This is a genomic window from Mycolicibacterium arabiense (assembly GCF_010731815.2).
GTDB classification, from domain to species: domain Bacteria; phylum Actinomycetota; class Actinomycetes; order Mycobacteriales; family Mycobacteriaceae; genus Mycobacterium; species Mycobacterium arabiense.
In genome coordinates this window covers 4,248,923-4,271,931 of the sequence record NZ_AP022593.1, presented here as the reverse complement: position 1 = coordinate 4,271,931, position 23,009 = coordinate 4,248,923, and the positions used below count along the sequence as shown (strand labels likewise).

General features: G+C 68.6%; 22 protein-coding genes. 16 read left to right on the top strand and 6 right to left on the bottom strand.

What is annotated here, in order from left to right; genetic code table 11:
- Positions 1-1,050 (bottom strand): non-homologous end-joining DNA ligase, encoded by a 1,050-nt coding sequence (gene ligD / locus G6N61_RS22160; protein WP_163921109.1) that lies wholly within the window; start codon positions 1,048-1,050, stop codon positions 1-3.
- Positions 1,051-1,052: 2 nt separating this feature from the next.
- The gene (locus G6N61_RS22155) at positions 1,053-2,102 is read right to left on the bottom strand and encodes an ATP-dependent DNA ligase (RefSeq protein ID WP_407666500.1); all 1,050 of its coding nucleotides are present in this window, start codon (positions 2,100-2,102) and stop codon (positions 1,053-1,055) included.
- A 114-nt stretch (positions 2,103-2,216) separates the two neighbouring features.
- On the opposite strand from G6N61_RS22155, the gene G6N61_RS22150 reads away from it, so the two are divergent.
- The 4 genes from G6N61_RS22150 (at position 2,217) to G6N61_RS22135 (ending at position 7,447) form a co-directional block, all read left to right on the top strand.
- Positions 2,217-3,299 carry an ATP-dependent DNA ligase gene (locus G6N61_RS22150; protein ID WP_163921103.1) on the top strand — a complete coding sequence of 361 codons (1,083 nt, stop codon included), beginning with the start codon at positions 2,217-2,219 and terminating at the stop codon, positions 3,297-3,299.
- A 24-nt stretch (positions 3,300-3,323) separates the two neighbouring features.
- Positions 3,324-3,932: a TetR/AcrR family transcriptional regulator gene (locus tag G6N61_RS22145; RefSeq protein ID WP_163921100.1), complete on the top strand. Its 609-nt coding sequence runs from the start codon at positions 3,324-3,326 to the stop codon at positions 3,930-3,932.
- Positions 3,933-4,112: 180 nt separating this feature from the next.
- Entirely contained in the window at positions 4,113-4,559 is a 447-nt protein-coding gene (locus G6N61_RS22140; protein ID WP_163921098.1) for an MmpS family transport accessory protein, read from the top strand.
- Positions 4,556-7,447, top strand: coding sequence for an MMPL/RND family transporter (locus G6N61_RS22135; protein WP_235887250.1), 2,892 nt, complete (start codon positions 4,556-4,558; stop codon positions 7,445-7,447). The genes G6N61_RS22140 and G6N61_RS22135 overlap by 4 nt, the downstream gene beginning before the upstream one ends.
- On the opposite strand, the gene G6N61_RS22130 is transcribed toward G6N61_RS22135, so the two are convergent.
- The 4 genes from G6N61_RS22130 to G6N61_RS22115 are packed head-to-tail and all read right to left on the bottom strand — an operon-like array spanning position 7,384 to position 13,268.
- Positions 7,384-9,129, bottom strand: a complete 1,746-nt coding sequence (locus G6N61_RS22130; protein ID WP_163925017.1) for a diol dehydratase reactivase ATPase-like domain-containing protein — start codon at positions 9,127-9,129, stop codon at positions 7,384-7,386. The genes G6N61_RS22135 and G6N61_RS22130 overlap by 64 nt on opposite strands.
- 2 nt (positions 9,130-9,131) lie before the next feature.
- Positions 9,132-9,473: a diol dehydratase small subunit gene (locus G6N61_RS22125; protein WP_163921095.1), complete on the bottom strand. Its 342-nt coding sequence runs from the start codon at positions 9,471-9,473 to the stop codon at positions 9,132-9,134.
- On the bottom strand, positions 9,470-11,689 hold the full coding sequence (locus tag G6N61_RS22120; protein ID WP_163925016.1) for a propanediol/glycerol family dehydratase large subunit: 2,220 nt from the start codon (positions 11,687-11,689) through the stop codon (positions 9,470-9,472). The genes G6N61_RS22125 and G6N61_RS22120 overlap by 4 nt, the downstream gene beginning before the upstream one ends.
- A gap of 46 nt (positions 11,690-11,735) precedes the next feature.
- Entirely contained in the window at positions 11,736-13,268 is a 1,533-nt protein-coding gene (locus G6N61_RS22115) for an APC family permease (RefSeq protein ID WP_163921092.1), read from the bottom strand.
- A 212-nt stretch (positions 13,269-13,480) separates the two neighbouring features.
- Between G6N61_RS22115 and G6N61_RS22110 the strand changes: the two genes are divergently transcribed.
- The 12 genes from G6N61_RS22110 to gluQRS all read left to right on the top strand — a co-directional run bounded on the left by G6N61_RS22110 (position 13,481) and on the right by gluQRS (position 22,978).
- The gene (locus tag G6N61_RS22110) at positions 13,481-14,773 is read left to right on the top strand and encodes a class-III pyridoxal-phosphate-dependent aminotransferase (protein ID WP_163921090.1); all 1,293 of its coding nucleotides are present in this window, start codon (positions 13,481-13,483) and stop codon (positions 14,771-14,773) included.
- Between the two features lie 5 nt (positions 14,774-14,778).
- Entirely contained in the window at positions 14,779-16,320 is a 1,542-nt protein-coding gene (locus G6N61_RS22105) for an aldehyde dehydrogenase family protein (RefSeq protein WP_163925015.1), read from the top strand.
- 3 nt (positions 16,321-16,323) lie between these two features.
- On the top strand, positions 16,324-16,929 hold the full coding sequence (locus tag G6N61_RS22100; protein WP_163921088.1) for a BMC domain-containing protein: 606 nt from the start codon (positions 16,324-16,326) through the stop codon (positions 16,927-16,929).
- Complete coding sequence (locus tag G6N61_RS22095; protein ID WP_163921086.1) at positions 16,926-17,429, top strand: hypothetical protein; 504 nt, start codon at positions 16,926-16,928, stop codon at positions 17,427-17,429. Before G6N61_RS22100 ends, G6N61_RS22095 begins: the two co-directional genes overlap by 4 nt.
- Positions 17,430-17,445: 16 nt before the next feature.
- Positions 17,446-17,697 (top strand): EutN/CcmL family microcompartment protein, encoded by a 252-nt coding sequence (locus G6N61_RS22090; RefSeq protein ID WP_163921084.1) that lies wholly within the window; start codon positions 17,446-17,448, stop codon positions 17,695-17,697.
- A 24-nt stretch (positions 17,698-17,721) separates the two neighbouring features.
- Positions 17,722-18,003, top strand: coding sequence for a BMC domain-containing protein (locus tag G6N61_RS22085; RefSeq protein ID WP_163921081.1), 282 nt, complete (start codon positions 17,722-17,724; stop codon positions 18,001-18,003).
- A gap of 9 nt (positions 18,004-18,012) precedes the next feature.
- Positions 18,013-18,678: a microcompartment protein gene (locus tag G6N61_RS22080; RefSeq protein ID WP_163921079.1), complete on the top strand. Its 666-nt coding sequence runs from the start codon at positions 18,013-18,015 to the stop codon at positions 18,676-18,678.
- On the top strand, positions 18,678-19,703 hold the full coding sequence (locus G6N61_RS22075) for a phosphotransferase enzyme family protein (protein WP_235887249.1): 1,026 nt from the start codon (positions 18,678-18,680) through the stop codon (positions 19,701-19,703). The genes G6N61_RS22080 and G6N61_RS22075 overlap by 1 nt, the downstream gene beginning before the upstream one ends.
- A gap of 64 nt (positions 19,704-19,767) precedes the next feature.
- Positions 19,768-20,547: a 3-oxoacyl-ACP reductase FabG gene (gene fabG, locus G6N61_RS22070; protein WP_163921077.1), complete on the top strand. Its 780-nt coding sequence runs from the start codon at positions 19,768-19,770 to the stop codon at positions 20,545-20,547.
- A gap of 65 nt (positions 20,548-20,612) precedes the next feature.
- Entirely contained in the window at positions 20,613-21,395 is a 783-nt protein-coding gene (locus G6N61_RS22065; protein ID WP_163921074.1) for a GntR family transcriptional regulator, read from the top strand.
- A 33-nt stretch (positions 21,396-21,428) separates the two neighbouring features.
- On the top strand, positions 21,429-22,076 hold the full coding sequence (locus G6N61_RS22060) for an MBL fold metallo-hydrolase (RefSeq protein WP_163921072.1): 648 nt from the start codon (positions 21,429-21,431) through the stop codon (positions 22,074-22,076).
- 20 nt (positions 22,077-22,096) lie between these two features.
- On the top strand, positions 22,097-22,978 hold the full coding sequence (gene gluQRS, locus G6N61_RS22055) for a tRNA glutamyl-Q(34) synthetase GluQRS (protein ID WP_163921070.1): 882 nt from the start codon (positions 22,097-22,099) through the stop codon (positions 22,976-22,978).
- The last annotated feature ends 31 nt before the right edge of the window (positions 22,979-23,009 follow it).

Here is a 23,009-nt window from a genome sequence, read left to right as displayed (position 1 = left end):
TTACTTGACGGCGTTGCCATCGGCGTCCCAGTGAGCGTCCACCTTCTTGCTCGGCTGCACGCGGGGCGGCTCCCCTGGCATCTTCGGATAGCTCGGCGGGTACGGCAGGTCGCCCAGTCCGCGCTCCTCCTCGTCGGCCTTCACCATGTCCAGCAGCGGGTCGATCGAGTGGGCCACGTCCTCGATGGCCGCCCACGGGTTGGGCCGACCCGCCACGAAGTCGGGCACCGTGACGATGGTGTAGTCGTCGGGGTCGGCGTCGGCGAGTTCGTCCCACGACAGCGGCGTCGAGACCGTCGCGAGTTCGGTACGTCGCGCCGAGTACGCCGACGCGAACGTCCGGTCGCGCGCGTTCTGGTTGTAGTCGATGAACAACCGCTGCCCCCGCTCCTCCTTCCACCACGACGTCGTCACCGCGTCGGGCGCCCGCCGTTCCACCTCGCGCGCCAGAGCGATGCCCGCCCGCCGGACTTCAATGAAGTCCCAGTCGGGCTTGATTCGGATGAACACGTGTACGCCACGACCGCCGGAGGTCTTCGGGTACCCGGCCAGGCCCAGCTCGTCGAGCAGTGGCTTCAGCACGTCGACCGCGATCTCGCGGGCCTCGACGAAACCCGTGCCGGGCTGCGGGTCGAGGTCGATCCGCAGTTCGTCGGGGTGCTCGGTGTCAGGACAGCGCACCTGCCAGGGGTGCAGGGTCACGGTCCCCATCTGCGCTGCCCACACGATGGCGGCCGGGTGCGTCACCTTCAGCGCGTCGGCGGTGCGGCCCGAGGGGAACGTGACGGTGCAGGCCTCCAGGTAGTCGGGCCGCTTCACCGGCAGCCGCTTCTGGTAGATCTCCTCGCCGCCGATGCCGTCGGGGAAGCGCTGCAGATGCGTCGGACGGTCGCGCAGCAGCGCCACCATCGGTTCGGCGACGGCGCGGTAGTACTCGACGAGCTTGCCCTTGGTGCCCGCGGCGCCGAGCTTCGGAAAGTAGGGCTTGTCCGAATTCGTGAGGCGCACCATCACGCCGTCGACGTCCAATTCGGTTGCAGGACTGGGCATCCCTATCCCCTCTCCCCGTGGGCCGCGCCTTCCAGCACGTCGAACAGGTCGTAGTTGAGCGGTGTGTCCAACTGATCGAAGGTACAACTCGCCGGGTCGCGGTCGGGGCGCCAGCGGACGAACTTCACGGCATGCCGGAAGCGCTCCCCGTCACTGCCCGCGCCCTCCATCTGGTCGTAGGCCACCTCGCAGACCTTCTCGGGCCGGATCGGTATCCACCGCTTGTCGGCCGCGGAGTTCCAGCGCGACGGCTCGCCATCGTTGACCTGATCGCCCTCACGCAACGGCTCGAGTTCGGCCAGCATCTTCAGCCGGTCCTTCGTGGTGAACGACGCAGCGCCACCAACCATTTGGAGTTCACCGTCGGGACGGTAGAGCCCGAGCAGGAGGGATCCGATGCCCTCGCCGCTCTTGTGGATCCGGTAGCCGATCGCCACGCAGTCCGCGTCGCGGGCGTGCTTGACCTTCACCATGTCGCGCTTGCCGGGTAGGTAGCGGCCGTCGAGGCGCTTGGCGATCACGCCGTCGAGGCCTGCGCCCTCGAACGTCGTCAGCCAGTGCGTGCCCTGCTCGGCCTCCTCGGTGGTGCGGGTGACGTGACACCACGTCTTCTCGTGCACCGCATCCGCCAGGGCCTCCCGTCGCACCCGGAACGGTTCGGCGAGCAGCGACCGGTCGCCGGTGGCCAGCGCGTCGAAGCCGATGAAGTGGGCGGGCGTCTGCTGTGACAGCAGCTTCACCCGGCTTGCGGCTGGGTGGACGCGCTGGCTCAGCGACTCCCAGTCCAGCCGGGTGCGGCCGTCGATCTCGCGGGGCACCACGATCTCGCCGTCGAGGACGCAGCGGGGCGTCAGTTCCTCGCGCAGGGACTTGAGCAGCTCCGGGAAGTAGCGGCCGAGATCCTTGCCGTTGCGCGACTGCAGCATCACCTCGTCGCCGTCGCGGAACACCAGCGCGCGGAACCCGTCCCACTTGGGCTCGTACGACCAGACGCCGGGGTCGTCGGGCACCTTGGCAGCGGCCTTGGCCAGCATCGGTTCCACGGGGGGCATGACCGGTAGGTCTGCGGTGAAGGGCACGGTGTCCATCCTGGTTCACGGGTCGGCTCGCGGTAGGTGGACTACCCATCGCGGGGAAACTCATCACGAGGGCGCGACAATGGGCCGGTGCACCTACCCGTCATGCCCCCGGTGTCGCCGATGCTGGCGAAGTCGGTCCCGCACATCCCCGCAGGCCCGCCCGCGCTCTCCTACGAGCCGAAGTGGGACGGGTTCCGGTCGATTTGCTTCCGCGACGGTGACGAGGTGGAGTTCGGCAGCCGCAACGAACGGCCGCTGACGCGCTACTTCCCCGAACTCGTCGCCGCGGCGCTGGCCGAACTGCCCCCGCGCTGCGTGGTCGACGGTGAGATCGTGGTCGCGGGTGCCCAGAGTCTCGACTTCGACGCGCTGCAACTGCGGATGCATCCGGCGTCGTCACGCGTGCGCATGCTGGCCGAGAAGACACCGGCGGCGTTCATCGCGTTCGACCTGCTGGCAATCGGCGATGAGGACCTCACGGCGCGGCCGTTCGGCGAGCGGCGGGCAGCGCTCGAGCAGGCGATGGCGGCGTCGGGGCCGTCGTTCCACCTGACGCCGGTGACCACCGATGTCGGAACGGCGCACCGCTGGTTCGACGAGTTCGAAGGCGCAGGCCTCGACGGCGTCATCGCCAAGCCGCTGACCATCACCTATCAGCCCGACAAGCGAATCATGTTCAAGATCAAGCACGCTCGCACCGCCGACTGCGTGGTGGCGGGCTACCGCCTGCACAAGTCGGGTGCCGATGCGGTGGGTTCATTGATGCTGGGGCTCTACGACGACGCAGGCGACCTCGCCTCCGTGGGCGTCATCGGCGCATTCCCGATGGCCACCCGGCGCACGCTGTTGGCCGAATTGCAGCCGCTGGTAGTGCCGTTCGACGAGCACCCGTGGAACTGGGGCGGCCATGCGGTCGAGAGCCCAACGCCGCGCAATGCGGGCTCGCGGTGGAATGCCTGCAAGGATCTGTCCTTCGTGCCGTTGCGACCCGAACGCGTCGTCGAGGTGCGTTACGACCACATGGAGGGCCAAAGATTCCGGCATCTACCGCAATTCAACAGGTGGCGGCCTGACCGGGACCCACGGTCGTGCACCTTCGAGCAACTCGAGCAGCCGGTGGGATTCGACCTCGACGACATCGTGCCGGGGCTCGGGTCGACCAGGAGGTGACGGCCTCGGCGGTGCCCAGCCTCTATGGTGGGCCACGTGTCCTCGGCGTCCGTTCCTCCGGTAGAGCCCTCGCCGTGGACGCCGCGGGAGGCCGAGTTGCTCGCCGTGACGCTTTCGCTCTTGCAGGACCACGGTTACGAGCGGCTGACGCTGGAGGCTGTTGCCACCACCGCCCAGGCCAGCAAGGCCACGATGTACCGGCGGTGGCCCTCGAAGGCCGACCTGGTGCTCGCCGCCTTCATCGAAGGCGTTCGGCAGAGCGTCGTACCGCCCGACACCGGCACCCTGCGGGGTGATCTGCTCCACCTCGGCGGAGCCATCCGGGACCACTGCGCCAGGCATGCCGGCAGCATGCGGGCCGTGCTGGTCGAGGTGTCGAACAACCCGGCACTGCGCGACGCGATGCAGCACCAGTTCCTCGACCAGCGCAAGGCCCTGATCCAGTCCATCCTGATGCGGGCCGTCGACCGCGGCGAGATCCACCGCGCCGCGGTCAGCGACGAACTGTGGGACGTGCTCCCGGGCTATCTGATCTTCCGGGCGGTCTTCGCCAATCGGCAGCCCACCGCGGAGACGGTCACTGCTCTCGTCGACGACGTGATCATGCCTTCGCTGACGCGCACCATCGGCTGACCGACTCTCCTTCTCGCCCGGCGGGAACTGCGGTTTGCGCAGTTCACGGGGTGAATGTCAAGACTTGCCGACACCAGTCCCGTACCGTACCGTTCCGCTCGTTGGTCGATCTCGCGCCGCAGTGCTGCGACTGGAGTCGTCGCCACGAAGGTGTATCGATAACCGTTGAAAGGCGACCACGTGAAGCGGGTGTCGGTCGGTGGCGTCGTCAGGCGCCGGTGGGCTGTGATCGTGGCCGTCGTGGTCGTGGCGATCACGTCGTTCGCGGTCTACCGGTTGAACGGCATCTTCGGCTCCAACGACGTCGTCTCGCGGCCGAGCGCCGACTCGCTGGAGAACCCCGACTTCAACCCCAAGCAGGTGCTGTTCGAGGTGTTCGGCCCACCCGGCACGCTCGCCACCATCAACTACCTGGACAAGGACGCCCAGCCCCAGCGCGTCGACGACACGCCGCTGCCCTGGTCGACCACGTTGACCACCACTGACCCGACGTTGTTCGCCGACCTCCGCGCCCAGGGCGACGCCCAGCCCATCGGATGCCGCATCACCGTCAACGGCATCGTCAAGGACGAAAGGTCCACCGACAACGTGAACGGCTACATCGCCTGCCTGGACAAGTCCGCGTGAGCGCACACGCCGTCGAGGAGGTCCGGCAGTCCCGGGTCGCCCGCAACATCCGGCGCTTCGCCGTTCCCATCCTGCTGATCTGGGTGGCGATCGCCGCGCTGACGAACGTCGTCGCCCCGCAGTTGGAGGTGGTCGGAGAGGCCCGCTCGGTCGGGCTGAACGCGCCGGATTCGCCGTCCATCAAGGCGATGCGGCACATCGGTCAGGTCTTCGAGGAATTCGACTCGGACAGCGCCGCGATGATCGTGCTCGAGGGCGATCAGCCGCTGGGCGCCGACGCGCACGCGTTCTCCGACGTCCTGGTCGACAAACTCGGCGAGGACACCAAACACGTCCAGCACATCCAGGACTTCTGGGGCGACCCGCTGACCGCAGGCGGCTCGCAGAGCAAGGACGGCAAGGCCGCCCTGGTGCAGGTGTACCTCGCAGGCAATCAGGGCGAAGCGCTGGCCAACGAGTCCGTCGACTCGATCCGCGACATCGTCGCCAGCGTGCCGCCGCCGCCGGGGGTCAAGGCCTACGTCACCGGCGCCTCACCCCTGATCACCGACAACTTCGAGGTCGGCAACGAGGGCACGAATCAGGTCACCGCGATCACGTTCCTGGTGATCGCCGTGATGCTGCTGTTCGTCTACCGCTCGGTGGTGACGATGCTCATCATGCTGGTCGCCGTCGCGGTGGAGCTGGCCGCGGCGCGTGGCGTGGTCGCCTTTCTCGCCGACTCCGGTTTCATCGGCCTGTCGACCTACTCCACCAACCTGCTGACGCTGCTCGCGATCGCAGCGGGTACCGACTACGCCATCTTCGTCGTCGGCCGGTACCACGAAGCACGCTCGGTAGGCGAGGACCGAGAAGCGGCGTTCTACACGATGTTTCGCGGCACCGTCCACGTGATCGTCGGATCGGGACTCACCATCGCCGGTGCGGTGTACTGCCTGAGTTTCACCCGATTGCCCTACTTCCAGACCCTGGGGCTGCCCGCGGCCCTCGGCGTGCTCGTGACACTGGCGGCCGCGCTCACCCTCGGTCCGGCAGTGCTGGTGATCGCCAGCCACTTCGGCCTACTGGAACCCAAGCGCATCGTGCGGACCAGGGGCTGGCGGCGCATCGGAACGGTGATCGTCCGGTGGCCCGGGCCGGTGCTCGTTGTGACGCTCGCGCTGGCCGCGATCGGGCTGCTCGCCCTCCCCGGCTACAAGACCAGCTACGACGCACGGCCCTACCTGCCTGCCTACGCCCCGGCCAACGTGGGCTACGCCGCCGCCGAACGGCACTTCTCCGAGGCGCGGCTCAACCCCGAACTGCTGATGGTCGAGACCGACCACGACATGCGCAATCCCGCCGACATGCTGATCCTCGAACGCATCGCGAAGGCCGTGCTGCACACCCCCGGAGTGTCACTGGTGCAGTCGATCACGCGACCACTCGGGACGCCGATCACGCACAGTTCCATACCGTTTCAGATCAGCGCCACCAGTGCCAGCCAGATCATGAACCTGAGTTACCAGCAGGCACGGGCTCGCGACATCCTCAAGCAGGTCGACGCGACGTCGACGTCGATCGACATCCTGGAGAAGCAGCTGGCGTTGCAGCAGGCCAGCGCTGCTGCGACCGACGAACAGGTGCGGGCGTTCCACGAGACCGTCGAAGTGGTCAACGAAGTGCGGGACAACATCGCGAACTTCGACGACTTCTTCCGGCCCATTCGAAACTACTTCTACTGGGAACCGCACTGCTACGACATCCCGTCGTGCGCGGCGCTGCGGTCGGTGTTCGACACGCTCGACGGCATCAACGCACTGAGCGACAAGTTCACCCAGATCACTGCGAGCCTGGACAAGCTCAACGCCCTGCAACCCCAGCTCGTCGCGTTGATCCCGCCGCAGATCGCCGTGCAGGAAACCAATCGCGAGTTGCTGCAGTCGAATTACGCAACCACGGCAGGCACCGACGCGCAGTCGGAGGAGGCCTTGCAGAACGCGACGGCGATGGGTCAAGCCTTCGACGCCGCCAAGAACGACGACTCGTTCTACCTGCCGCCGGAGGCGTTCGACAACCCCGACTTCAAGCGTGGCCTCAAGCTGTTCCTGTCGCCGGACGGCAAGGCGGCCCGCATGACGATCACCCATGAGGGCAATCCGGCGACACCCGAGGGCATCTCGCACATCGACGCCATCAAGAACTCCGCGTTCGACGCGATCAAGGCGACGCCGCTGTCCGATGCCAGCATCTACGTGGCCGGTACCGCGTCCTCCTACAAGGACATTCAGGATGGCGCGAAGTACGACCTGATCATCTGCGCCCTGGCGGCGTTGGCGCTGATCCTGCTCATCATGATGTTCATCACCAAGAGCATCGTCGCCGCGTTGGTCATCGTGGGGACCGTCGCGCTATCGCTCGGTGCGTCGATCGGACTATCGGTACTGGTGTGGCAGTACATCTTCGGCATCCCGTTGTACTGGATCGTCGTTCCGCTGGGCATCATCCTGCTGCTCGCGGTCGGCGCCGACTACAACCTGCTGCTGATCTCCCGGTTCCAGGAGGAAGTGGGCGCCGGCCTGAAGACCGGCACCATCCGCGCCATGGCCGGAACGGGCGGGGTCGTCACGGCGGCCGGGCTGGTGTTCGCCGCGACCATGTCGTCGTTCATCTTCAGCAATCTGGTGGTGCTCGGGCAGATCGGCACCACCATCGGCCTCGGGCTGCTGTTCGACACGTTAATCGTGCGATCGTTCATGACGCCCGCCATCTCGACGCTGCTCGGCCGCTGGTTCTGGTGGCCGCAGATCGTCCGCACCAGGCCTGCCAGTCAGATGCTGCGCCCCTACGGGCCGCGACGCGCGGTGCGCGACCTGCTGGGACGGGAGCCGGGCGACAAGCCGGCGTGACTGGCGTAAAGGTGCACCAACCCGCTTGCCACGGCGTAGCGGGGACCGTGCACGCCGTCGACGTCGGCGCGGCCCACCGCGATCGGCACGCTGCGCAACGCCTCGGCGACCGCACGCAGCAATTCGTCGTCCATTGCGCCACCGCCGGCGAGCACCAGCGCCGTCGGCGGGGTGTCGAACGCCCGTAGGCACCGGGCGATGTTCGCGGCGATCGTCTGCCGCTTGATCGCCAACCGCAGGCTGCGCCACTCCTCGGCGGCCAGCCGGTTGGAGAACGGCACGAGGCCCGCGCTGCCGCGGGTGCAGAGCCTGCCGATCGCCTCCGACGCCGCGGGCGAGTCGAGGAACACACGACGCCCATCCTCCTCGTGCGCGACGTGCGGGCCCTCCACCCGGATCGCAGGCGTTCGCTTCACCTGCTCGGCGAGCGCGCGCGGGATACCGAGCACCCGGGCGACGGCGACCGTGATGGTCTCCCCCGCTCCCGCGGCGACGACCGTGCCGCCCCTGCCGACGAGATCGATGGTGCCGCCGCCGATGTCGCACACCACCGAGTCCGGCGGTAGGCCCGGCGTGGTGCGGGCACCCCAGGCCGCGGCCTCCGGCTCGGTCGCGAGGGTACGGGCCGGCCTACCGGTCAGTTCGGCGACTGTGACCGCCGCGTCGGACACCTCGTCGGCGGCGAGCATCGCGACGACGGTGCCGCGCGCGTCGGCCACGCCGCGGCGCAGCCAGGCGCCGTCGTCGATCGTCGCGAGGTCGGTGAAGAAGGCGTCGGAGACCGCGATGCCGTGTTCGGCGGTCGGTACGGCGCGCAGCCTGATGTGCGTCACGCAGCCCGGGGGTGCCAGGCGCAGGACCGCGTGCGCCTGGGCCGGGGTGTAGCGCACCACCTCTCCGTCGACCAGGCAGTCGACGTAGTCGTCGTCGACGGCGGGCTGCGGTGGCGGCTCAGTGCGAAGGGTGACGGCGATGGCCGAGGCGTCGGCCAGTTCGCGGCAGAACTCCGCGACGTCGTGGATCGCGCCGTGCTCGACGCCGAGCGCGGCCGACAGCGCGATCGGATCGGCCATCGCCCGGTAGGAGCGGCCCTCCTCGACCACTTCGACGGCGATCAGCGCACCGGCGGGCACGTCCACGTCGGCTTCGTCGACGACGGGGACGTCGACCGGGATGCGGTTGCGGATCAGCACGGCGTCGTCCTGGGCGACGACGACTCCGACCACGCGCCTGCCACGTCCCACCGCGTCGGTGATCGCGCGGGCCGCGTCCTCGAAGTCCGTTGTCGCGTCCACGGTTACGACGATCGGGCCGTCGGTCGCGTCGTCGGCGAGCGCGGCCAGCGGCACGTGCCTGCCCACCCCGTACCCCGCGCCGGCCGGGGTGCTGGCGTCCGGTCGACGCAGGCTCCGCACCGGCGCCCGTGGTGAGGTGGCCGGTGGCAGCGGCGCGGTCGAGGTGTCGACGGGGCGCAACGCCGAGAGCACCAGTTCGTCGGCGGCGATGTCCGCGTCGACTTCGATCCTGTGCAGCAGCGCTGCGGCGCCATGCAGCGAGTCCTGCGACCCCTTGCGCCCGCGCGTCGGCGCCTGGCCGTGTGCGAGCGGTGTCACCGATCCGTCAGTGACGCGGGCGAGGACGATCTCGGTGGTGTGGTTGCCGACGTCGATGCCGGCCAGCACGGTCAACGCAACAGGCCGCGCCGGGCGTACACCGTCGCGGCCTGTTCGACCAGTGCCGCGCAGCGGGTCGCGCCCCGCGCCTCCAGGGACGCCCGCAGCTCGTCGAGCTGGCCTGCCGTCGACCGGTACGGGCGCAGCGCCTCGTAGAGCGCCATGACGTCTTCGTCGTCGATGGTTGCGAGTTCAGCTGCGCGCAGGAAGTTCTCGGCAAGCTGCGGATTGCCGCCCTCCTCGGCGACCGCGGCCTGGTGCGCCAGGACGGCCGGGTCCATCCGCAGGTCCGACAGGCCGAGCTTGCCGTCGACGGCGTTCTCGACGGTGATGTCGACGCGTTCGCCGCTCATGGCCGACGCACCTCGACGGTGACGGGTGGTTCGCCGGGCTCGCACGCTTGGCGTTCGAGGGACACCAGCGCGACGGCGCGCGCGTGGTACCGCGCCGAGATCGACTCGTCGGTGCCGCCGGTGAAGATCGGCACGGGCGCCATCCCCTTGGCGTGGCGGGCCGCGTTCTTGCCGAGATCTCGGTACATGCCCGCGGTCAACAGCGGTGCCACGCTGAACAGTTCGAGGTTGGCCAGCGGCGCCAGGTCGCGCCGGTGGATCAGCGACGTGCCCTTGCCTTGCAACCCGATCCCGATGCCCGACCCGGACAGTCGCGCGGCGGTCAGCCCGATGAGTCCGACGTCGATGGTGGAGCGCACCCGCACCAGCCGGGGCACGCACCCCTCCTCCTCGAGACCGGCCGAGATCTGCCGGAGCACCTCGCCGACGGTCAGTCCGCACAGCGTGAGCCAGACGCTGCGGCCCCAGGCCGGCGACAGGCCGATGCACACCTCGCGTGGGTCGCTGCCCTGCCGCGCAGGCTCGACGTCGGTGACGATCACGTGCCCGTAGTGCTCGGCCTGGTCGGCGGTCAGCTCCGAGGACGTCCGAGCCTGCCGGATCCCGTCGATCTCCGATTGCCGGTGTGCAGTCGGCGCGTAACCGGTTCCCGGGCCCGCGTAGTCGTTGGGGTCGGTCAGCTTGGACAGCACGCGGAACTCGTCGTCGAAGATCGCCGAGGTCTGCAGCTGGTCACCGCGCAGCCGCTCCTCGGTGAGCCGCGTGATCGCCTGGGCCTCGTCGCCGAACCCGGTGCGGTGCAGCGCGGCGATCACGTCGAAGACCGTCAACTGCCGGGCCTCGATGGACGCGGCCGCCTCGGCCACGATCTTCGGGTGCCCGGGCGGCAGGTCGCGGGACCCGTTGGCGAACACCACCTCCTCGACGCGGTCGTCGTCGTAGTCGGCGAGCCCCAGGTCGCGGTAGACGGCCTGCACGGCCTGCGCCGCGCGGCGACGTACCGCCTCGAGGTGGTCGGCCGAAACGGTGCGCAGGCCGCCGTCGGCGCCCCAGTCGCGCTGCAGGACCAGGAAGTCGTCCATGTCGTCGGAGTTGAAGTTGGACAGCGCGAAGGCGTTGTCGTAGCGCGGGATCGACCCGAATCCGGAGAAGACGAAGTCGGCACCGGCCAGCAGCACGGGCAGCGTGTGGGCACTGCGCCGGATGTCGGATTCGGAGATCAAGTTGTCGTTGCCCGCGCACGACTCGAGGTCGCGCATCATGACCATGAGGTTCTCGGCGAGCAGTTCCTTCATGCCCTCGGGCACCGATGCCACCACGCCGACGCCGTCGATGCCGCCGTTCTGCACGCCCTGGGAACCCAGCGCCCGCGCCAATGACACGCACCGCGACTCGAGGTAGAGGATCGAGCACCGCTCGGCCGCGCCCATCAGCACTTCGGCGCCACCGCCGCTGGTGACGCGCATCTTGAGGCCCCGGGAGGCGTAGGCAGACGTCAGGATGGCCTTGCTGAACGGGGTGTCGTCACCGTCGACGAACACCTGCTCGGTGCCGTAGATCGAGATGGTCTCGGCATAGCTGGTGAGCCCGCGCAGCCCGAGGCGCAGTTCGAGCGCTTCTTCGATGGAGCACTGCGCCATCGCCCCTGGCGTCCCGACCTGGCTGCCGATCAGCAGCGCCACGGCGTTCGACGGTGCGTCACCGAGCACGGGCACGGTGGTCTCGACCTCGCGGAAGCCGTAGGCCACCGCGCTCGCGGCGTCGGCGGCGATGAGGAGCGGGTCGTCGAGCTGGTTGGTGACGTGCGCCTGGTTGCTCGGGGTACGCCTCGCGCGCAGCTTGGTCATCGCCATCTGCATCTCGACGGGGCTCAGCAGTGCCACGACCCTCGCGAGTTTGGCGGGGGTGGTGCCGCCGATCAGCCGCACCACCTCCGCCCGCGGCACGTTGACGTCGACGGCCATGCGGGCCAGCACGGCGTCGTCGAGTGCCATCGCCTCGTCCGCGACCGCGAGATCGATGCCGTAGCGGGCGATGAACTCGTCGATCACGTCGAACTCGGCGACGGACTTGCCGTCGAGTTCAAGCACCTCCCCGTCGCGCACCAGCAGCGACGGGGAGGGGTCTTGGGGACTGCGCATCGCGATCAGGCCGAGGTCGGCGTCGGCGACGCTGAACCCGTCGAGGTTGACCGGTTTGGCGTTGAGCACCTTCATGCGGCCCAACTCGCTCACGGCGAACCCCTTCCCTGATCGACGACGATCAGTCGCGGATTTCGTTGTCCTCGAACACGACCCGGCCGATCAGGTCGTAGCGCCGCGGGTCACGCAGCTTGAAGTACAGCGACATTCCCGCACCGAATACGAACAGGCCGACCACGATCCACGGCGTCAGCTTGAACAGCAGCGTCCCCGATGCCGCGCCTGCCGCGGACTCCTTGTGCTCCCACAGCAGGTACACGACGTACAGCATGCCGACGCCACCGAGCAGTGGCGCGAGGAACGTCTTGAACCAGTGCGCACTGGACGGGTGGTTCTTGTGGAAGTGGAAGTACGCGATCACCGCGAAGGCGCACAGCGACTGGACGATCAGGATGGCCATGGTGCCGAGGATCGCCAGCAGCGTGTACATGTGCACGTACGGATCCATGCCCGCGACGAAGAACGCCAGGATCAGCACCAGCGTGATGCCGCTCTGGACGAACGATGCGATGTGCGGCGACCCGTGGGTGGGATGCGTTGCGCCGAGCGTCTTCTGCAGGCCCTTGGACAGTCCCTCGCGTCCGAGTGCGTACAGGTAGCGCGACGCGCAGTTGTGGAAGGCCATGCCGCAGGCGAACGAACCGGTCACGAGCAGGATGTTGAACAGCGTGATGGCCCACTCGCCGTAGGTGTCGCGGACCGGGCCAAAGAAGATCTCCGAGGAGGTGTCCGCACTCTGGGCGAGTTCGATGGACTGCTGCGGGCCGGTGCCCGCGATCGCCATCCACGACACGAACACGTAGAAGAGGCCGACGCCCAGGACGGCGATCATGGTCGCGCGGGGGATGATTCGCTTCGGGTCCTTGGACTCCTCGCCGTACATGGCGGTCGACTCGAAGCCGACCCACGACCAGAACGCGAAGAACAGGCCGAGGCCGGCGCTGGCGCCCGCGATGGCGGCCGGGGTGAACGCCCCGATGGGGTTGAGCGTCTCGGCGATGGCGAAGCCGTCGGGCCCGCCGCCCTTGACCAGCACCGCGATGGCACCGAGCGACAGCATGACGATCTCGGTGACCAGGAAGACGCCGAGCACCTTGGCGGTCAGGTTCACGTCGAAGTAGGTGAGGATCGCGTTCAGCACCAGCATCAGCAGCGCGGGGATGATCCAGTGGATCTCCACGCCGAACTGCGACGACAGGAAGTTCTTGAAGAAGAACGAGAAGATGCCGATCAGCGAGGCCTCGAACACGATGTAGGCCATCGTGATCAGCAGGCCGCTGGCCATGCCGACCACGCGGCCGAGGCCGTGGGAGATGTAGCCGTAGAACGCACCGGTCGTGGTGATGTGCTTGGCCATGGTCGCGTAGCCGATGGCGAACAGTCCGAGCACGACGGTCGCGACGATGTAGCCCGCCGGCGCGTGCGAACCATTTCCGAAGCCGACGGCAATCGGAACGTTGCCGACCATTGCGGTGATGGGCGCGGCCGTGGCGACCGCCATGAAGATGACCCCGAGGGTTCCGACGGCGTTCCGCTTGAGCCGCTGGACGGAGTCACCCGTGTTTTCGTCGCGCGAAACGACTTGATCGGTCATGTCTTTCGGATGCCTTCCCAGTGAACGGTAGGAGTCGGGCATGGCTCTGGTGTGGCCCATCCCACAACCGACCAACGTATATTGGCACTACCAAATAGACTCCGCAACCGGAACGGCGACCTTTTTTCGGTCAATGGTATCCATTGACATAAATGGTCCGACCATTTTAGGGTGAGTCCGACGCAGCCCGACGAACTCACCACAGGAGTCTCGTGTACGACTACGGCACATTCTCGTTCGAGTCCAAGACCCAGGTGTTGGAACGGGCGAAGACGTTCTGGAACCCGGACAAGACGCAGTTCTGGACCGACGCCGGGGTCGATCTGGTCATCGACCGCCGGGAGGGCTACTTCCTCTGGGACATGAGCGGTCGCCGGCTCATCGACATGCACCTCAACGGTGGCACCTACAACCTGGGCCACCGCAACCCCGAGGTGATGCAAGCACTCGTCGACGGCATGGCGCACTTCGACGTCGGCAATCACCACTTCCCGTCGGTCGCCCGCACCGCGCTGGCGCAGCGACTCGTCGAGTCCGCGCCTGCGTCGATCAGCAAGGTGGCCTTCGGCTCCGGCGGTGGCGAGGCCATCGACATCGCGCTCAAGAGTGCCCGCCACGCCACCCAGCGCCGCAAGATCGTCTCGATCGTCAAGGCCTATCACGGGCACACCGGTCTCGCGGTCGCCACCGGCGACGATCGGTTCGCGAAACTCTTCCTCTCCGATCAGCCCGACGAGTTCATCCAGGTGCCGTTCGGTGACGTGGACGCGATGGAACAGGCCGTGCGCGGCCGCGACGTCGCCGCCGTGATCATGGAGACCATCCCCGCGACGTACGGCTTCCCCCTGCCGCCGCCGGGCTACCTCGAGGCGGTCAAGGACCTCTGCGTGCGCTACGACGCGCTCTACATCGCCGACGAGGTCCAGACGGGCCTGATGCGCACCGGCGAGATGTGGGCCATCACCAAGCACGGCATCGAACCGGACATCATGGTCGCGGGCAAGGGCCTCTCGGGCGGCATGTACCCGATCACCGCGGCGATGCTCGGCGACCGCGCCGCCCAATGGCTCGACCAGGACGGGTTCGGCCACATCTCCACCTTCGGCGGCGCCGAACTCGGCTGCGTCGCTGCGATCAAGACCCTCGAGATCAGCGGCAGGCCCGAGGTGCGGTCGTCGGTGCACTACATCGCCGACGTCTTCGCCAAGGGGTTGGCCCGCATTCAGGCCGACTACCCGGACTGGTTCATCGGCATCCGCCAGAACGGCGTGGTGATCGGACTCGAGTTCGACCACCCGGAGGGCGCCAAGTTCGTGATGCGCGAACTGTACGAGCGCGGGGTGTGGGCGATCTTCTCCACGCTCGATCCCCGTGTGCTGCAGTTCAAGCCGGGCCTGCTACTCAGCCGTGACCTGTGCGAGGACGTCCTGGATCGCGTGGACGTGGCGGTCGGCGCGGCGCGCGACTCGGCGGGCAATTCAGCCACTGGACGGAGGAAGTCGTGAGCACCATGCCTGCGGTGAGCCACCTGCTCGAGCGTGCACGCTGGGCTGCGGGCGCATACGCCGAGTACGACCAGACGGCGGTGACCGCGATCGTGACGGCAGTCGCCGACGCCGCCTACGCCGAGTCCGAACGCTTCGCCGCCGCCGCGGTCACCGAGACCGGGATGGGCGTCGTCGCCGACAAGGTGCTGAAGAACCGCGCCTGCTCGCGCGGGATCGTCGAGTACTACCGCGGCGAGGACTTCGTCTCCCCCACCATCGACCACGCCCGCAAGATCGTCGAGATCCCCCGTCCCGCAGGCGTTGTGCTCGCGCTGACGCCGACCACCAACCCGGTTTCGACGATCTACTTCAAGGTGATCCTCGCCCTGATGACCCGCAATGCGGTCGTCGTGGCACCTCACCCCCGCGCCCGGCAGTGCTCCGTCGACGCGGTGCACGTGCTGGCCGAGGCCGCGGTGAACGCCGGCGCCCCCGACGGCATCGTGTCGGTGGTCGAGGAGCCGTCCATACCCCTCGTCGAAGCCCTGATGGCCGACGAGCGCACCGACGTCATCGTCGCCACCGGCGGCACCGGCGTCGTGCGTGCGGCGTACTCGTCGGGCAATCCGGCACTCGGGGTCGGGCCGGGCAACGTGCCGGTCTTCGTCGACGCCAGTGCCGACGTCGAAGCCGCGGCCCGTCGCATCGTCGACAGCAAGGCCTTCGACAACTCGGTGCTGTGCACCAACGAATCCGTGCTGATCGTCGAGGAGGCGGTCGCAGGCAAGCTCAGTGCGGCACTCACCCGCAACGGCGCGCACATCCTCGACGAGGACGGCGCGCATCGGTTGCGCCAGTTCATGTTCCCCGGCGGGAAGCTCAACACCGACGTGGTGGGCCGCTCGGCGGCGTGGATCGCCGAGCAGTTCGGCCTGCGCGTGACGCCGAAGACCCGGCTGCTGGTCGCGCCCTTCACCGACGTCGTCGGCGAGGAGGTGCTCACCCACGAGAAGCTCTGCCCCGTCCTCGGCATGACGACCGTGGTGGGCCCCGATCGCGGCATCCGCGCCGCCCGCGCCGTGGTCAGGATCGCCGGAGCCGGGCACTCGGCGGCGATCCACAGCGAGGACCCGCGCGTCATCACCGACTACGCCGCGCAGGTGCCGGTGCTGCGGGTGTCGGTCAACGTCGGCAACAGCACCGGAAGCTCGGGCCTGGACACGAACCTCGCGCCGTCGATGACGATCGGCACGGGTTTCGTCGGACGCAGCTCGATCGGCGAGAACCTGCAGCCGCACCACCTCGTCAACCACACCCGGATCGCCTACAACGCCGACGCCGGCGTGGTGATGCCGAGCTTCTCGGGCATCTCGCCGTGGCGGGCGCCCGCAGGTCCGGTTCCCGCATACCCCCTGGCTTCCAACGACTCTGGCGCCGTGCCGCAACCGGTCCGTCGCGACGCCCGTCCGGCCGGTGCCCGGTCCAACGATCCGGGGATCGAGGCGCTGCGAGCCGAACTGCGCGCGTTGGTCGTCGAAGAACTCGCTCAACTGATCAAGAGGTGACCCGTGGCTGAACTGCGTTCGTTCATCTTCATCGACAGGCTGCAGCCGCAGACGATGTCGTACCTCGGCACCTGGATCAAGGGTGCCCTGCCCCGCGCCGACATGGCGGCCCAGATCATCGAGGTGGCACCGGGTCTGGACATCGAGGGCGTCACCGACGTCGCCCTCAAGCACGCCGACGTCATGGCAGGCGTGCTCGTGGTGGAGCGCCAGTTCGGCTACCTGGAGTTCCACGGCGAGACGGGATCGGTCAAGGCCGCCGCCGATGCGGCCCTCGACGAACTGGGCGGCAGTGCCGACTCGGCCACGTCCCCGACGATCCTGGCCTCGCGGATCATCTCCAGCGTCGACCGACAGCACGCATTCCTGATCAACCGCAACAAGATCGGGTCGATGGTCCTGGCCGGCGAATCGCTCTACGTCCTGGAGGTGGCCCCCGCGTCGTACGCGATCCTCGCCACCAACGAGGCCGAGAAGGCAGCCGACGTGAAGGTCGTCGACTTCCGGATGATCGGTGCGACCGGCCGGGTCTACCTGTCCGGCACCGAGGCCGACGTCCGGCAGGCGGCCGCCGCAGCCGAGGACGCGCTGCGACGGAGCGGGTCGTGACGTCCTTCGACCGCGAGCAACTGCGCCTCCTGGTCAGGGAGGTCGTGCGCGACGCCGTCCGCGACCTGTCGCCGCAGGCGCCGAACTCCGCACCACCGCCCACGGCGCCGACGCCGGTCGGCACCTCTGCCCCGGCACCGGTCGGGCCCGTTCCGACGGGCCCGCTGGCCGCCGACGAACGCCGCCGCACCGAGACAGTGCGGATCGGCTCGGACGCCGATCTCGACGCCTTCGTGCGGACGCTGCTGCGTCTGTTCGAGAACCCCAAGACGCGAGCCGATCTGCGCAACGGCAGGCTCGACTTCCGCCTGGCGGGCACGCACCGGGGCTCCGGCGGGTCGACCCACCGGATCGAGCGCGGCGCCGTCACCGAACGGCACGTCGCCGAGATCGCCGACAGCGGCGCCACGCTGGTGCTCGGGCCGCGGGCCGTGCTCACCCCGCTCGCGCGGGAACGTGCCCGCGCGCTCGGCATCACCATTCAGAAGGAGCGCACATGATCACCGAGGAGCCACGATGATCCGGGGAACCGTCACCGGCCAGGTCTGGTCGACCCGCCGCATCGAGGGCGTACCTCCCGGCGCCTTCCTCGAGGTCGAGGTCGACGGCGCCGGATCCCGCCTCATCGCGTTCGACGTCCTGGGCAGCGGCGTCGGCGAACAGGTCCTGGTGGCCCAGGGCTCGGTGGCGGCCGGCTGGTTCACCGGCACACCACCTCCGGTCGACGCCCTGATCATCGGTTCCATCGACCCCGATTCCACCAAGTAACCACCACCACGAAGGAGAAACACCATGGCCAGCAACGCGATCGGAATGATCGAGACCAAGGGCTACGTCGCGGCACTCGCCGCCGCCGATGCAATGGTCAAGGCAGCGAACGTGACCATCACCGACCGCCAGCAGGTGGGCGACGGCCTGGTCGCCGTCATCGTCACCGGCGAGGTGGGTGCGGTCAAGGCGGCCACCGAGGCAGGTGCCGAATCCGCCGCGCAGGTGGGCGAACTCATCAGCGTGCACGTCATCCCGCGCCCCCACAGCGAACTCGGCGCGCACTTCTCCCTCGCAGCCCAGTAGTCCCGCTCGATGGCCGCGATCGACACCGCGACCGGCACGGGGACGCGGACCGACATCCGCGTGTACCTGTTGGTCGAGGATCTCCAGCAGCAGTTCGCCGCTTACCTCGGGACTCCGACCCGGGCCCGCGGGTATCCGCCGTACGCCGGTGATCACGCACTGATCGTCGAGGTGTCCCCCGCCCTGGCGATCGAGCGGGTGATCGACCTCGCTCTGCGGGAGGTCCCCGGCATCTCACCCGGAATCCTCTACGTGGAACGGCAATTCGGCGTGCTGGAGATCCACTCCGCCGATCTGTCCGACGTGCGTCGGGCAGGTGAGGCGATCCTGGCGGGCACGGGCAACGCGGCTGCCGATCAACTGCGCCCGCGAGTGCTCTACCACGACATCATCGAGGACATCACCGATCAGCACGCGGTGATCATCAACCGCACCCGGCAGGCGTCCATGGTGCTGCCCGGCCAGTCGCTGCTGGTCTACGAGATGACGCCCGCGCTGTTCGCGGCGGTCGCGGCGAACGAGGCCGAACGGGTCGCCCCGGGCCTCACCCTCGTCGACGTGCAGATGATCGGTGCGGCGGGCAGGCTGTACATCGGCGGAAGCACCGGCGACGTCACCGCGGCCAGGGACCGCATCACGGAGGTGTTGGCCGGCATCGAAGGACGGGACCACTGATGGACGCACCCGAGATGGACGACCCGCGACCCGAGGCGACCTTCGTGGCCGACGACGTCGAGGTCGCCGAACTGGCCTTGGCGTCCTACGACATCTCGCCCGAGTCGCGGCTGCGACTGCTCAACCTGTCCGAGAACGCCACGTACGCAGTCGAGGACGCGACCACCGGGGACAAGTCGATCCTGCGGGTGCACCGTAAGGACTACCACCGGCGCCACGAGATCGAGTCCGAACTCGACTGGCTCGAGGCGCTGCGGCGGGACAGCGACGTCACCGTCCCCACGGTGCTGCCCACTCGCGACGGGCAGCGCGTCGTGACGGTCGAGCACGACGGCACCGCCCGCCACGTCGTGCACTTCGACATGGTGGCAGGCGTCGAGCCCGACGAGGAGACACTGACGGTCCACGACTTCCACACGCTGGGCTGCATCACCGCATCGCTGCACGACCATTCGCGGTCGTGGACGCGTCCGCAGGGCTTCGGCAGGTTCTCCTGGGACTGGCGGCACAGCCTCGGCGACACCCCGCGCTGGGGCCGCTGGCAGGACGCCGTCGGCGTCGGCGAGTCCGAGGCCGTCACGCTCGGGCGTGCGGCGCAACTGCTCGAGCAGCGGCTGGCCGACTACGGGACGGGCCCGGACACGTTCGGCCTCGTCCACGCCGACCTGCGCCTGGCCAACCTGCTCGTCGACGGTGACACCATCACCGTGATCGACTTCGACGACTGCGGATTCGGTTGGTACTTCTACGACTTCGGCACCGCCGTGTCCTTCTTCGAGGACGACCCCGCCGTGCCCGAGTGGCAGGAGGCGTGGGTGTCGGGCTACCGGTCGCGGCGCCCACTGGCATCATCGGACGAGGCGATGCTCCCGAGCTTCGTGCTGCTACGCAGGCTGCTGCTACTGGCGTGGATGGGCTCGCACAGCCATTCGCGTGAGTCGCAGGCCATGTCGATCACCTACGCCGAGGGCAGCTGCGCCCTCGCCGAGCGGTACCTCACCTTCAACGGCCAACGCCTGGCCTGACCCAACCCGCCACGAAATCGATACATCCCCCGTCGCTTCCCTCGCCCCACCGAAAGGCACCCCAATGTTCACCTCACTGCAAGGCCGTACCGCCGTCGTCACCGGCGGCAGCAAGGGAATCGGGCGGGGCATCGCCGAGACGTTCGCCGACGCGGGCATCAACGTCGTGCTCACCGGCCGCAATCAGGCCGACGTCGACTCCCGCGTCGATGCCCTCGCGGGCAAGCCCGGCGCGGTCAGCGGCATGTCCGCCGACGTCGCGAGCCCCGAGGACTGTCGCCGTGTGGTCGCGACCGCCGTGGAGCGGCACGGTGGGCTCGACATCGTCTGCGCCAACGCCGGCATCTTCCCGTTCGGGCGGCTGGAGGACCTGACGCCCGACGACCTCGAACAAGTACTCGGCGTCAACTTCAAGGGCACCGTGTACATCGTGCAGGCGGCGATGGAGGCGCTCACCGCCAGCGGCCACGGCCGCGTCATCGTGACGTCGTCGATCACCGGGCCCGTCACCGGCTACCCCGGCTGGTCGCACTACGGTGCCAGCAAGGCCGCACAACTCGGTTTCCTGCGCACCGCAGCAATGGAGCTGGCGCCCAAGAAGATCACGGTGAACGCGGTGCTGCCCGGCAACATCGTCACCGAGGGCCTGATCGGAAATGGCCAGGAATACATGGACCAAATGGCCAAGTCCATCCCCGCGGGCCGACTCGGCAGCGCGGCCGACATCGGCAACGCCGCACTGTTCTTCGCCACCGACGAGGCCTCGTACGTCACGGGTCAGACGCTGATCGTCGACGGCGGGCAGATCCTGCCGGAGTCCGCCGAAGCACTCGCCGAGATGTAGTTGCCCCGTGGATGGGTACCCATCCCCTAGAATTGGTCGTACCAAATCGTTCGGGAGGGGGTTCGGTGCCGACGCCAACCGAACAACTGCGGCGCCGGATCGTTGCCGACATCAACGCCGGGCAGCCGGGCACCAAGCTCGGCAGCGAACGCGAACTGGCCGACCGCTACGGCACCAGCCGGTCGAGCCTGCGGCAGGTGCTCGCCGCGCTGGAGGAGGCTGGGCTGGTCGATCGCGTCATCGGCCGGGCGGGCGGGATCTTCGTCAGCCACGCCCAGGTGCAGCGCAGCCTCTCCGACGTGGTCGGGGTACCGGCGTTCCTGGCCAACCAGGGGTACGTGGCAGGCACCAGGGTGTTGTCCACGAAGATCACCGCGCCCGAACGCGCCACCCAGCAGGCACTGCGCGTCGGCGCCGACGACTTCGTCGTCGAGATCCAGCGGGTCCGACTGGCCGACGGTTCGCCGATCTCGCTCGAACTCGCACAGTTTCCCGCCGACGCGTTCCCCGGCCTGCTCGAACAGCAACTGGGTGGCTCGATCTACGAAATCCTGGAGGAGCGTTACGGTTTGGTGACCGCGCGGGCCGACGAGCGGATCGAGGCGGTGAATGCCACGGCCGAGGAGGCCACGCTGCTGGGCATCAAGCCGCGCTCGGCACTGCTGCTCATCACCCGCATCACCTACGACCAGCACGGGACGCCGTGCGAGTTCTCCCGCGACCTGTTCCGCGGCGACCGGACCCGACTCGCCGTCACGGTGCAGGGGCGCGGTATCGGCGTGCAGTCCTCGGTCGACACGGCGACCGTCGCCCTGCAGAGCCAGGAGTCGCAGATCAAGGCCAGTTGACCTCGACCGCAGTTGAGGTTGCAGGGTGAGGGCATGAAACCGATACGCGCAGATCTGTGGGAGACCCGGATCGACAACCCCTTCCCCGGCCTGACCACGCACGCCTACCTGTGGACCGGCGGTCCCACCGGCAACGTGCTGTTCTACGGCACCGCAACCGAAGACGACTTCGACGGCATCGAAGCACTCGGCGGCGTCAGCCACCAGTACCTCTCCCACCGCGACGAGGCAGGCCCGATGCTGGCACGCCTGGCAGCCCGGTTCGGTGCCCGATTGCACGCTCCCGCAGCCGAACTCGACGAGATCGGCGCGCATGCCCACGTCGACGTGCCGCTGTCCACGCGTCACGTCGACTCGTGTGGCATCGAGGTGATCCCCACCCCGGGGCACACGCCGGGCAGCACCTGCTACCTGGTGCCCGGGGCATACGGCCAGACCTACCTGTTCACCGGCGACACGATCTTCCTCGGCGACGACGGCGTCTGGACGGCCGGGTACATCCCGCCGATCAGCGACGCCGCGACCCTGGCCGACAGCCTGCGCACGTTGGCCACGTTGAAGCCGGATCTGGTGATCTCCAGCGCCTTTGCGGGCGAGACGGCCGTCCACGTGAGCGGCGGGAAGTGGGCGGACTGCGTGGCCCAGGCCAGGGAGCGGCTGTCGTCGTCGGCGTCCGCCTAGCAGGCGACTAGATTGCGGGCATGGCGCCCGACCCCGCAGGCAGGTTCGCCCCCAGCCCGTCGGCCGACCTGCACGTGGGCAATCTGCGCACCGCCGTGCTGGCTTGGCTGTTCGCCCGACGGACCGGCCGCCGGTTCCTGGTCAGGGTCGAGGACCTCGACGACCGGACCTTCCCCGAGGTCGCGACGCGGCAACTCGCCGACCTCGCCGCGATGGGGCTGACGTGGGACGAGCCGCCCGAGTACCAGACCGCGCACGCCGCCCGGTACCAGGCAGCCGTCGACGAGCTGGCCTCGCGCGGCCTGGTCTTCGAATGCTTCTGCAGCAGAAGGGACATCCTCGCCGCCCCACGCGCACCGCATGCTCCCGAGGGTGCCTACCCCGGCACCTGCCGCGACCTCACCGTCGCCGAGCGGGCGGAGCGGGCCGCGTCGTCGGGCCGCCCGCCTGCGCTGCGGCTGCGCTCGTCGGTCGACGCCTACACGGTGACCGACGTGCTGCACGGCGAGTACACCGGTGTCGTCGACGACTTCGTGTTGCGCCGCGGTGACGGCGTGTTCGCCTACAACCTCGCCGTCGTCGTCGACGACGCCGCACATGCCGTCGACCAGGTGGTGCGCGGTGACGATCTGCTGCCCTCGTCCCCGCGGCAGGCGTACCTCTGCACGCTGCTGGGGCTGCCGACGCCGACGTACGCCCACGTTCCCCTGGTCCTCAACGCCGAGGGCAAGCGGCTGGCCAAGCGGGACGGCGCGGTGACGCTCGGCGAGATCGGGGCCGACCGCGCGCTGGCCCTGATCACCGACTCGCTGGGCTACACCGCGACCACCGTGGCCGGCATGCTTGCCGAATTCGACCCGGCACGGTTGCCGCGCGAGCCGTGGGTATATCGGGCCGGGTGAGCAGAACCCTTCGCGAATCGGGCGAGCATTG

Coding starts and splice junctions, on each gene's coding strand:
- G6N61_RS22145 (WP_163921100.1), top strand. CDS start 3,324: ATGGTGGGCCACGTGTCCTCGGCGTCCGTTCCTCCGGTAGAGCCCTCG.
- G6N61_RS22125 (WP_163921095.1), bottom strand. CDS start 9,473: ATGAGCGGCGAACGCGTCGACATCACCGTCGAGAACGCCGTCGACGGC.
- G6N61_RS22090 (WP_163921084.1), top strand. CDS start 17,446: ATGATCCGGGGAACCGTCACCGGCCAGGTCTGGTCGACCCGCCGCATC.
- G6N61_RS22060 (WP_163921072.1), top strand. CDS start 21,429: ATGAAACCGATACGCGCAGATCTGTGGGAGACCCGGATCGACAACCCC.
- ligD (WP_163921109.1), bottom strand. CDS start 1,050: ATGCCCAGTCCTGCAACCGAATTGGACGTCGACGGCGTGATGGTGCGC.
- G6N61_RS22085 (WP_163921081.1), top strand. CDS start 17,722: ATGGCCAGCAACGCGATCGGAATGATCGAGACCAAGGGCTACGTCGCG.
- G6N61_RS22105 (WP_163925015.1), top strand. CDS start 14,779: ATGCCTGCGGTGAGCCACCTGCTCGAGCGTGCACGCTGGGCTGCGGGC.
- gluQRS (WP_163921070.1), top strand. CDS start 22,097: ATGGCGCCCGACCCCGCAGGCAGGTTCGCCCCCAGCCCGTCGGCCGAC.
- G6N61_RS22155 (WP_407666500.1), bottom strand. CDS start 2,102: ATGCCCCCCGTGGAACCGATGCTGGCCAAGGCCGCTGCCAAGGTGCCC.
- fabG (WP_163921077.1), top strand. CDS start 19,768: ATGTTCACCTCACTGCAAGGCCGTACCGCCGTCGTCACCGGCGGCAGC.
- G6N61_RS22075 (WP_235887249.1), top strand. CDS start 18,678: ATGGACGCACCCGAGATGGACGACCCGCGACCCGAGGCGACCTTCGTG.
- G6N61_RS22080 (WP_163921079.1), top strand. CDS start 18,013: ATGGCCGCGATCGACACCGCGACCGGCACGGGGACGCGGACCGACATC.
- G6N61_RS22115 (WP_163921092.1), bottom strand. CDS start 13,268: ATGACCGATCAAGTCGTTTCGCGCGACGAAAACACGGGTGACTCCGTC.
- G6N61_RS22120 (WP_163925016.1), bottom strand. CDS start 11,689: ATGAAGGTGCTCAACGCCAAACCGGTCAACCTCGACGGGTTCAGCGTC.